The sequence below is a fragment of the Methyloceanibacter marginalis genome (assembly GCF_001723295.1).
Lineage (GTDB): Bacteria > Pseudomonadota > Alphaproteobacteria > Rhizobiales > Methyloligellaceae > Methyloceanibacter > Methyloceanibacter marginalis.
This window is the reverse complement of the sequence record NZ_LPWD01000456.1, coordinates 1-7,549: the sequence shown is the minus strand read 5'-3', so window position 1 is coordinate 7,549 and position 7,549 is coordinate 1. Positions and strand designations below refer to the sequence as shown.

At 64.2% G+C, this 7,549-nt stretch carries 9 protein-coding genes and 1 pseudogene; 7 read left to right on the top strand and 3 right to left on the bottom strand.

Features of this window, described 5'->3' with window-relative positions; genetic code table 11:
* Window positions 1-348: ThiF family adenylyltransferase (locus AUC71_RS18265; protein WP_425283406.1), on the top strand; the 348-nt coding region annotated here is incomplete at its 5' end.
* A 155-nt stretch (window positions 349-503) separates the two neighbouring features.
* On the top strand, window positions 504-1,742 hold the full coding sequence (locus AUC71_RS16265; protein WP_069625098.1) for an FAD-dependent oxidoreductase: 1,239 nt from the start codon (window positions 504-506) through the stop codon (window positions 1,740-1,742).
* A gap of 6 nt (window positions 1,743-1,748) precedes the next feature.
* On the opposite strand, the gene AUC71_RS16260 is transcribed toward AUC71_RS16265, so the two are convergent.
* Entirely contained in the window at window positions 1,749-2,741 is a 993-nt protein-coding gene (locus tag AUC71_RS16260; RefSeq protein ID WP_069625097.1) for a 2-hydroxyacid dehydrogenase, read from the bottom strand.
* Window positions 2,742-2,929: 188 nt separating this feature from the next.
* On the opposite strand from AUC71_RS16260, the gene AUC71_RS16255 reads away from it, so the two are divergent.
* On the top strand, window positions 2,930-3,499 hold the full coding sequence (locus AUC71_RS16255) for an SH3 domain-containing protein (protein WP_244501014.1): 570 nt from the start codon (window positions 2,930-2,932) through the stop codon (window positions 3,497-3,499).
* A gap of 26 nt (window positions 3,500-3,525) precedes the next feature.
* Here AUC71_RS16255 and irrA read toward each other — a convergent pair whose 3' ends face one another.
* Window positions 3,526-3,972 carry an iron response transcriptional regulator IrrA gene (gene irrA / locus AUC71_RS16250; RefSeq protein ID WP_069625096.1) on the bottom strand — a complete coding sequence of 149 codons (447 nt, stop codon included), beginning with the start codon at window positions 3,970-3,972 and terminating at the stop codon, window positions 3,526-3,528.
* A gap of 246 nt (window positions 3,973-4,218) precedes the next feature.
* Here irrA and fabA point away from each other — a divergent pair.
* From fabA to AUC71_RS16230, 4 genes and pseudogenes are all read left to right on the top strand, one after another.
* Window positions 4,219-4,764 (top strand): annotated as a pseudogene (gene fabA, locus AUC71_RS16245) (3-hydroxyacyl-[acyl-carrier-protein] dehydratase FabA).
* A gap of 35 nt (window positions 4,765-4,799) precedes the next feature.
* Window positions 4,800-6,014 (top strand): beta-ketoacyl-ACP synthase I, encoded by a 1,215-nt coding sequence (fabB, locus tag AUC71_RS16240; RefSeq protein ID WP_069625095.1) that lies wholly within the window; start codon window positions 4,800-4,802, stop codon window positions 6,012-6,014.
* A 45-nt stretch (window positions 6,015-6,059) separates the two neighbouring features.
* Window positions 6,060-6,944: an SDR family oxidoreductase gene (locus tag AUC71_RS16235; protein ID WP_069625094.1), complete on the top strand. Its 885-nt coding sequence runs from the start codon at window positions 6,060-6,062 to the stop codon at window positions 6,942-6,944.
* Between the two features lie 132 nt (window positions 6,945-7,076).
* Window positions 7,077-7,289, top strand: a complete 213-nt coding sequence (locus tag AUC71_RS16230) for a hypothetical protein (protein ID WP_141701784.1) — start codon at window positions 7,077-7,079, stop codon at window positions 7,287-7,289.
* Window positions 7,290-7,362: 73 nt separating this feature from the next.
* Here AUC71_RS16230 and AUC71_RS16225 read toward each other — a convergent pair.
* Window positions 7,363-7,549: S1 RNA-binding domain-containing protein (locus AUC71_RS16225; protein WP_141701783.1), on the bottom strand; the 187-nt coding region annotated here is incomplete at its 5' end.

Genomic DNA, 7,549 nt, shown 5'->3' with positions numbered 1-7,549 from the left:
CAACGACGCCAGCTATTTCGCGAAGGTGCCGCTGGTCGCCGCCGCGCTCGGGCCCTTCGACGGGCAGTTGACCACCTTCCGCGCGTCGAGACCGACGCCGAAGGCAACCCGCGCCCCAACTACCGCTGTCTGTTTCCGGAGCCCCCGCCGGAAGGCACCGTGCCGGCCTGCTCGGAAGCGGGCATCCTCGGCGCGGTGGCGGGCGTGCTCGGCTGCCTCCAGGCGGTCGAGGTGGTCAAGGAACTGCTCGGCGTCGGCGAAGGGTTGGTTGGCCGGCTCCTTCTCTATGATGCTCTCCAAGCCCGGTTTTCCGCCGTGAACTATGCTTGGACCCGGAGAACCCGCTGAACGGCAGAAATCCGCGCTTTCGCGACATGAGCCACCATCGCGCCCGAGCCCCGGCCGCCGCGCAATAGAGTTTTTCAATCTTTTCAGCCGAGGGTTGCGGGCGAGGGATCCTTGCAGTGCTCGGCCGCGTCCGGGCGTCACCATGAGGCTGCGCCATGGCCACAGAGACCATCACCGTGGAGTGCGCGATCGCCGGCGGCGGCCCCGCCGGCGTCATGCTCGGCTTTCTCTTGGCGCGGGCCGGGGTCGATGTGGTCGTGCTGGAGAAGCACGAGGACTTCTTCCGCGACTTCCGGGGCGACACCATCCACCCCTCGACCCTGGAGCTTATGTACGAGCTCGGCTTGATCGATGAGTTCCTCAAGCGGCCCCACCAGGAGGTCCGCCAGCTCGGCGCACAGATCGGCGATGAGTTGGTGCAGATCGCCGATTTCTCGCATCTGCCGACCCACTGCAAGTTCCTGGCGTTCATGCCGCAATGGGATTTCCTCAACTTTCTGGCCGTGGCGGGCAAGCGCTACCCGACCTTTCATCTGCGCATGCGGGCGGAGGTGGACGAGCTCCTGAAGGACGGCGACCGGGTCGTGGGCCTGAAAGCGGCGACGCCGCAAGGCGATCTGGAAGTGCACGCCGATCTCGTCGTCGGCACCGACGGCCGTCACTCGACCGTGCGCAAGCTTGCCGGCTTCGAGGTGGAAGACCGCGGCGCGCCTATGGACGTGCTGTGGCTGCGCCTCTCAAGACACGCGGACGACGGGGTCGACAGCCTCGGGCGCATCGAGCCTGGCCGCTTCTTCATCATGATCGACCGCGGCGACTATTGGCAGTGCGCTTTCGTCATCCCGAAAGGCGGCTTCAACGAACTGCGCCGCAAAGGCCTCGAAGCCTTCCGCTTGGCGATTGTTGCGCTGAACCCGAAACTGTCCGACCGGGTGCGCGAGATTGGCTCTTGGGACGACGTGAAACTGCTCACCGTGGCGGTCGATCGTCTGAAACGCTGGTACGCGCCGGGGCTGCTGTGCATCGGCGATGCGGCCCATGCCATGTCGCCCATCGGCGGCGTCGGCATCAATCTTGCCGTTCAGGACGCGGTCGCCACCGCCAATATTCTCGCCACGCCGCTGCGCGAGGGGAAGGTGACCGAAGAGGATCTGCGCAAGGTGCAGAAGCGGCGGCAATGGCCGACCGAGATGACCCAGGCGCTCCAGATCTTCATCCAGAACCGCGTCGTCTCCAACGTGCTCACCATGAAATCACGGCCGAAGCCGCCCTTTGCGGTCAGGCTGCTGAACCGCTTTCCGGTGCTGCGCCGGCTGCCTGCACGGCTTATCGGCATGGGTTTCCGGCCCGAGCACGTGCGGACGCCAGAGGCTCCCAGCCGTCCCGCCAAATAGCGGGTCCTAGAACATAGCGGGGTGGACGCGGTCCGGCGGCGCGTGGCCGTCGAGGAAGGTCTTGATATTGATGATGACCTTCTCGCCCATGTCGACGCGGCCTTCGAGCGTCGCCGAACCCATATGGGGAAGCACGACCACTTTCTCGTTCCGCAAGAGCTTCGGGTTCACGGCGGGCTCGTGCTCGAACACGTCGAGGCCGGCGCCGGCCAGCTCGTTGTTCTCGATCATGCGGGCCAGCGCATTCTCGTCGATGACCTCGCCGCGCGCGGTGTTGACGATGTAGGCGGTTGGCTTCAGCAGCGACAGCCGCCGCGCCGAGAGCAGGTGATAGGTGGCCGGCGTGTGCGGGCAATTGATGGAGATGATGTCCATGCGCGCCAGCATCTGGTCGAGGCTGTCCCAATAGGTGGCCTCGAGCGCCTGCTCGCGTCCGGCTGGACCCCGGCGCCGGTTGTGATAATGAATCTGAAGACCGAACGCCTTGGCGCGCCGCGCCACCGCTTGACCGATGCGCCCCATGCCGACAATGCCGAGCCGCTTGCCGAAGATGCGGTGGCCGAGCATCCAGGTTCGCGACCAGCCCTGCCATTGGTCGCTGTCTCCGAGCAGGATGTTGGCGCCCTCGGTCAGACGCCGCGGCACCGCCAGCATCAGGGCCATGGTCATGTCGGCCGTATCCTCGGTCAGCACGCCCGGCGTGTTGGTCACGATAATCGAGCGGTTCCGTGCCGTGTCGAGGTCGATATTGTCCACGCCGGTGCCGAACTGGGCGATCAGTTTGAGGTCCGGCCCCGCCTGGCTCAGCACCGCCCGATCGATGCGATCGGTGACCGTCGGCACGAGCACGTTGGCCGTCTTCACCGCCTCGATGAGCTCGTCCCGCGAGAACGGCTTGTCGTCGAGATTGAGCCGCGCGTCGAATAGCTCCCGGAGCCTTGTCTCGACAACCTCGGGGAGCTTACGCGTGACGATAACGAGCGGTCGTTCAGAAGCCATAATTTGTCCAGTCAGGAGGCTAGCGGCGGGGAGGTCCCCGGATTGCGTTGATTTGCGCGCTTTGTCTAACAGAAGGGGCTTTAAGAGATAAAGCGTCATATTGGCTTAGGGACCGCCGGGCCACGATCCGTTCACTTTTCTCGGCCATTCAAGGGCGGGCCGATTCGGTCGCCAAGGGGGAGAAACAAGTGCGCTTTCGCGAGGTTTCCGGGATTGGGATGGCTTTGGGGCTGGCCTTCGCTGTGGCGTTGGGGCTGGCCTTTGTAGGCGCTTCGGGTCAGGCAGGGGCGCAAGAGGGTGCCCAGCCTGCGGTGGCCAAAGGTCCGAGCACCGGCTTGAGCGTGCCCCGCTTCGTCAGCCTCAAGTCCGACAAGGTCAATGTGCGCCGGGGCCCGAGCAACGATCAGTCGATTGTCTGGGTCTTCGCGCGCGCCGGCCTTCCCGTTGAGATCATCGCCGAGGCAGACAACTGGCGCCGGGTCCGCGACAGCGAGGGCGCCGACGGCTGGGTCTTTCATGGCTTGTTGAGCGGCCGGCGCACCGTGCTCATCAGCCCCTGGTCCAAGGGCAAGGAGGCCGTGGCGTTACACAGCGGCCGCTCCACCGGATCGCGCGCCGTGGCCCAACTTCAATCGGGCGTGCTCGGCAACGTCGTCACCTGCGACGGGGAATGGTGCGAACTCACCGTCGGCGACTATTCCGGCTTTGTGGAGCAGAACAAGTTGTGGGGCGTCTATCGCGGCGAGGAGATAGAGTAGCGTCTCAATCTGAAGATGAACGCGCGCTAGCCGCTTTTCTTGACGAGCCGCACCAGCACGTCGACGCGGGAAATGGCCATGCCTTCCGGCGCCTCGGGTAGACCCTCGATGCGGATCGCGTCCGTATCGATATCCAGTAGCCTGCCGGACCGCTCGCAGAAGAAGTGATAGTGGTTCGACGTGTTGGTATCGAAATAGGTCTTGGCCCCTTCGACCGCCACTTCGCGCAAGAGTCCAGCCTCGGTGAACTGGTGCAGCGTGTTGTAGACCGTGGCAAGCGACACCGGCACCTTGGAAGCCAGGGCCTCCTCATGCAGCCACTCGGCCGTGACGTGCCTGTCGCCCTCGGCGAACAGCAGACGCGCGAGCGCAACCCGCTGGCGTGTAGGCCGCAAGCCCGCGCCGCGCAACAGCTCGGCGACGTTACCGGCCGCGGCCGCAACGGTATCGTCTGCGTGGGACAGCTTTTCCATGATCTCGCGACTATCCAAAGCTTTGGTTCCCCTCAATATAGGCGCAAGCACTCTTTATCGCAACGCCGTGCTCTGGCTGACTTTTTGCCTCGTTAACCCGGATGCCGGCGGCTTGCCGAGCCCAAAGAAGGTCCAGGCCCCGAGGCCGATTGCCGCCCGCCGGGTGCCCGTGCGCGGGCTTTTGATGGGCCGTGGCATGTGTTAGGTAACCAGCCCAACGACGGACCGAAGCGAATGAAGGACTTCATGAGAGTGCAGAAATCCACGGCGGATAGGCAGGCCAGCTTCGACTACGAGGCGTTGCTCGCTTCGCCCGGGGCGAGCTATTCGGCCCAGGCAATGCCCAGCTTCCCTTGCCGCCCATGCTGATGTTCGACCGCATCTCCAGCGTTCTGGAGGAAGGCGGCGAGCACGGCAATGGCCGTATCGTGGCGGAGCTGGACGTGAAGCCCGACCTCTGGTTCTTCGCCTGCCACTTCAAGGGCGATCCGGTCATGCCGGGTTCTTGGCCTCGATGCCTTGTGGCAGATGCTCGGCTTTTTCCTCGGGTGGATGGGCGCCCCCGGCAAGGGCCGCGCGCTCGGCGTCGGCGAGGTGAAATTCTCCGGCATGGTGCTGCCGACCATGAAGAAGCTCGAATATATTGTTGATCTCAAGCGCGTGATTCGCCGCAAATTCACCTTGGGCACCGGCGATGGTTGGCTCAAGGCCGACGGCGAGACGATCTACACGGCCAAGGACCTGAAGGTCGGCCTGTTCCAGGCGGACGAAGCCGCTCCCGCCGGTACTTGATCTGTTGCGGCACAAGCATCGAGGACGTTGAACGAATGAAACGCGTGGTCGTGACCGGCATGGGCATCGTGTCCTCCATCGGCAATAGTGCCCAGGAGGTGCTCGCATCCCTGCGCGAGGCCAAGTCCGGCATCGTCAAGGCGGACGACTATGCGGAGCTCGGGTTCCGCTGCCAGGTCCATGGTGCGCCCAAGCTCGATTGGGAGGAGATGATCGACCGGAAGGTCCGCCGTTTCATGGGCGCGGCGTGGAACTACATCGCCATGGAGCAGGCGATCCGCGACGCAGGGCTCGAGGAAGACGACGTCTCCAACGAGCGCACCGGGCTCGTCATGGGCTCGGGCGGACCCTCCACCCGCGCCATCGTGAAGGCCGCCGACACCACCCGCGAGAAGGGGCCCAAGAAGGTCGGCCCCTTCGAGGTGCCGAAGTCGATGTCCTCGACCAACTCGGCGACCCTGTCCACGCCCTATCATATCAAGGGCGTGAGCTATTCCATCTCGTCGGCCTGCTCGACCAGCGCCCACTGCATCGGCAATGCCAGCGAGCTGATCCAGCTCGGCAAGCAGGACATTGTGTTCGCCGGCGGCGGCGAGGAGCTCGACTGGACCCTGTCGGTCCTGTTCGACGCCATGAACGCCATGTCATCGGACTTCAACGATCAGCCGGAGAAATCGAGCCGCGCCTATGACACCGCCCGCGACGGCTTTGTCATTGCGGGCGGCGCGGGAGTCCTGGTGCTCGAGGAGTTGGAGCACGCCAAGGCGCGCGGCGCGCATATCTATGCGGAGCTCGTCGGCTACGGCGCCACGTCCGACGGCTTCGACATGGTGCTGCCTTCGGGCGAGGGCGCGGTGCGCTGCATGCGCATGGCCATGCAGAACCTGAACGGCGATAAGATCGATTACATCAACCCGCACGCTACTTCGACGCCACAGGGCGACCTGCTCGAAATCGAGGCGATCCGCGAGGTTTTCGGCAAGGATTGCCCGTCTATCAGCGCGACCAAGTCGTTGAGCGGTCATTCGTTGGGCGCCGCGGGCGTGCACGAGGCGATTTACTCGCTCCTGATGATGAACAACGGCTTTATCTGCGAGTCCGCCAATATCGAGGATCTGGACCCGGAAGTGGCGGACATGCCTATCGTGCGCAAGCGCAAGGATGGCGTCGCCATTAACACCGTAATGTCGAACAGTTTTGGCTTTGGCGGCACCAACGCCACACTCGTGTTCCGCCGTTTGGATAGCTAAGCGACGGGAGCCTGCGGAATTTTAACTCCAAGCAGAGTACGTATCATGGCAACAACAAAAGACATTGCTGAACCCGGACCGCTGATGGCAGGGAAGCGGGGGTTGGTGATGGGCGTCGCCAACGACCGCTCCATCGCATGGGGCATCGCCCGCGTCCTGCACGGGCAGGGTGCGGAGCTGGCCTCAGTTACCAGGGCGGCGCCTTTGGCCGCCCGTGCCGTGCCATTGGCCGAATCCATCGGCGCCAAGATCATCGAAGAGGTGGACGTCGAGGATTTGGACAGCGTCGACCGCATGCTGGGCGTGGTCCGCAAGGAGTGGGGCTCGCTCGATTTCGTGGTGCATGCGCTCGCCTTTTCCGACCGCACTGAGCTGAAGGGCCGCTACTGCGACACCACGCGGAAGAATTTTGAGCACACCATGGTGATCTCCTGCTTCTCGTTCACGGAGATCTGCAAGCGCGCGTCCGACATGATGAACGAGGGAGGCTCGCTGCTGACGCTGACCTATGGCGGTTCGACCCGCGTCGTACCCTGCTACAACGTCATGGGGGTGGCCAAGGCCGCGCTCGAGGCCAGCGTGAAATATCTTGCCTCCGATCTTGGGCCGCAAGGTATTCGCGTGAATGCGCTCTCAGCCGGACCCATGCGGACGCTCGCCGGCGCCGGCATCTCCGATGCGCGTACTCTGTTCCACTATCAGCAGCGCCACGCGCCCATGCGCCGTTCCCCGACCCTCGATGAAGTCGGCGGCGCCGCGCTCTACCTCCTGTCGGACCTGTCCGGCGCTGTCACCGGCGAGGTGCATTTTGTGGATTGCGGCTACTCGACCACGTTCATGCCAGATCTGGGCGCCCTCAAGGCGATGGAGCGTGCCGAGGAACTCGAGAACGCCGTGGAGAAGGTGGCCCCGCGCGAGGCGGCGCAATAGCGGGTAACGCTGTCGCCGGCCTCCATCTTGACAGGGCCGGACACGGCCGCGATTTTGCCGGTGAGCTATCGAGATTAATGGCCGCTGACGCGGCGTGCAATGCGCGCAGCGAAGCCGCCCGAAGGAGGACGAATGTTCGAAATCATTGTCATGGTGTGTCTCGCAGCCACGGGAGAGCAATGCACGGAGTTCAAGCTCCCCGATAAGGAATATCGCGACGCGGTGAGCTGCATTCGAGACAGCCACGGGGAGGGCGCTGCCTGGCAAAGCCAGAACACCAAGTACGCCCTCGTCGGCACACGTTGCGCGAAAGGCGCCAAGGCTCCCGTAGCGCCCAACAGCTAGCCGGAAGCCCAAAAGAAAACGGGGCGCCGAAACGCCCGGCTCATCGTCTCTTCGTTGAAGGGCTGGCCGCTGCCTAGCTGGCCTCCGCCTTCTCGATCTCTTTGCCGGTCCTCTGGTCGACGACCTTCATCGACAAGCGCACCTTGCCGCGCTCGTCGAAGCCAAGCAGCTTGACCCAGACCTGATCGCCTTCCTTGACGACGTCCGTGACCGCATTCGGGCGCCCCTCGGCGAGCTGCGAGATATGCACCAGGCCGTCC